Source organism: Mesorhizobium sp. M1A.F.Ca.IN.020.03.2.1 (genome assembly GCF_004023205.1).
Classification (GTDB): domain Bacteria; phylum Pseudomonadota; class Alphaproteobacteria; order Rhizobiales; family Rhizobiaceae; genus Mesorhizobium.
Genome location: NZ_RZSV01000421.1, coordinates 1 through 2,113, shown reverse-complemented (window position 1 = coordinate 2,113; position 2,113 = coordinate 1). Strand labels below are relative to the sequence as shown.

Here is a 2,113-nt window from a genome sequence, read left to right as displayed (position 1 = left end):
CTGAATGAGCAAGAAGGGCTACTGGATCGCCATGATCGATGTCCGCGACCCGGACACCTACAAGAAATACATCGAGGCCAACGCGAAGGCCTTCGCCAAATTTGGCGCGAAGTTTGCTGTTCGGGCCGGCCGCCATACCGACCCGGAGGGGGCAACGGGAAACCGCCATGTCGTGGTGGAGTTCGATTCTTACGACAGGGCGCTCGCCTGCTATCAGTCGCCCGAGTACCAGGAAGCCTTGAAATTCCGGCTGGCGGCATCGACCGGCCACTTCGCCATCGTCGAGGGCGCCTGATCGTGATCCTGTTTCCGGCAATAGACCTCAAGGACGGCAAATGCGTGCGCCTGAAGCACGGCGACATGGCAACCGCCACCATCTACAACGATGACCCGGCGGCCCAGGCACGAGCCTTCGAAGAGCAAGGCTTCGAATGGCTGCACGTCGTCGACCTCAACGGCGCCTTCAAGGGACAGAGCGTCAATTCCGCGGCGGTCGGCGCCATCCTCGAGGCGACGAAGAACCCGGTGCAGCTCGGCGGGGGCATCCGCACGCTGGCGCAGATCGAGGACTGGCTGAACCGCGGGCTGGCGCGAGTCATCCTCGGGACCGTGGCGGTGCGGGAGCCCGAACTGGTGAAGGAGGCATGCAGGACCTTTCCCGGCAAGGTAGCGGTCGGCATCGACGCCAAGGGCGGCAAGGTGGCGGTCGAGGGCTGGGCCGAAGCCTCGGAACTCGGCGTCATCGAATTGGCGAGGAAGTTCGAAGGTGCGGGCGTGGCCGCCATCATTTACACCGACATCGACCGCGACGGCGTGCTCTCCGGCATCAACTGGGATGCCACCATCGACCTTGCCGAGGCGGTGTCGATCCCGGTGATCGCTTCCGGCGGATTGGCCTCCATCGCCGACATCGTGCGCATGACCATGCCCGATGCGAAGCGCCTGGAGGGTGCGATCTCCGGTCGCGCGCTCTATGACGGGCGCATCGACCCGGCGGAGGCGCTCGCCATCCTGCGCGGCAACAACGCGGAGGCACGAGCGTGAACATCTCGATCATCCTGGCGTCCTATGACAGCGGCCACTTTCACGGCCGCTGTGGCCAAGGCCCCGATGCGCTGATCTCCGGCGGGCTGGCCGAGGCGCTGAAGCTTGCCGGTCACGACGTCGAGGTGCGCGACATCGGCAAGGTCGTCGAGGACGAGCAGGAGCGCGAGATCGGCACGGGATTTGCCGTCTGCAACGTCGTTTCGGGCGAGGTCCGCATCGCGCTGGACAACGGCCGCTTTCCCATCGTTCTGGCCGGCAACTGCCTGACCAGCGCGGGCGCGGTGGCCGGTGAAGGCGCGGACGCCATCATCTGGGCCGACCAGCATGGCGACCTCAACACTCCGGAAACCTCCACCTCCGGCTTTCTCGACGGCATGGCGCTGGCAACGGCGCTTGGATTGTGTTGGCGGCGCATGGCGGCGCAGATTCCCGGCTTCAAGCCGATCGAGCCGGCCCGCTGTGTCCTGGTCAACGCACGCGACCTCGATACGGCCGAGAAAGAGCTTTTGGAGAAGCTGCCTATCATCCGCACCGAGTGTCAGGACTGGGCAGCCGCCGCGGCGAAGCTGAAGGCCGCGGGTGCCGAGCGCATTCATATGCATGTCGACCTCGACGTGCATGATCCGGAAACGCTGCAGGCCAATCGTTACGCAACGCCTGGCGGCCCGGCGCCGGAGCAGGTCCGCACCGCGATGTGCGGCCTTGCCGGCCCGCTCAGCATCGCCGGGCTTACCATTTCCGCCTACGATCCGGCGTTCGACCCGAAGGGCGAGGTGCCGCCGCAGGTCGGCGCGCTGGTGGTCGACCTTTTGTCGACCATGGAGGGGCGCTGATGCTGAAAGCCCGCGTCATTCCCTGTCTCGACGTCAAGAACGGCCGCGTGGTCAAGGGCGTCAATTTCGTCGACCTGGTCGATGCCGGCGATCCGGTCGAGGCGGCGAAGGCCTATGATGCGGCGGGCGCCGACGAGCTCTGCTTCCTCGACATCACCGCATCGTCCGACAATCGCGAGACGATCTTCGACGTGGTCGCCCGCACGGCCGAACAATGTTTCATGCCGCTGACC

General features: G+C 65.6%; 4 protein-coding genes. All 4 read left to right on the top strand.

From position 1 onward, the window contains the following. Positions 1-4: 4 nt before the first annotated feature. Positions 5-295, top strand: coding sequence for a DUF1330 domain-containing protein (locus EOA79_RS31595; RefSeq protein WP_067002901.1), 291 nt, complete (start codon positions 5-7; stop codon positions 293-295). A gap of 2 nt (positions 296-297) precedes the next feature. Beyond that, a complete protein-coding gene (gene hisA, locus EOA79_RS31590) occupies positions 298-1,044 on the top strand; it encodes a 1-(5-phosphoribosyl)-5-[(5-phosphoribosylamino)methylideneamino]imidazole-4-carboxamide isomerase (protein WP_127335645.1) in 747 nt (248 codons plus the stop codon). Beyond that, complete coding sequence (locus EOA79_RS31585; RefSeq protein ID WP_095825518.1) at positions 1,041-1,880, top strand: arginase family protein; 840 nt, start codon at positions 1,041-1,043, stop codon at positions 1,878-1,880. Before hisA ends, EOA79_RS31585 begins: the two co-directional genes overlap by 4 nt. Continuing rightward, a partial coding sequence (locus tag EOA79_RS31580) for a HisA/HisF-related TIM barrel protein (protein WP_245489980.1) occupies positions 1,880-2,113 on the top strand: 234 nt, incomplete at its 3' end. The genes EOA79_RS31585 and EOA79_RS31580, both read left to right, overlap by 1 nt.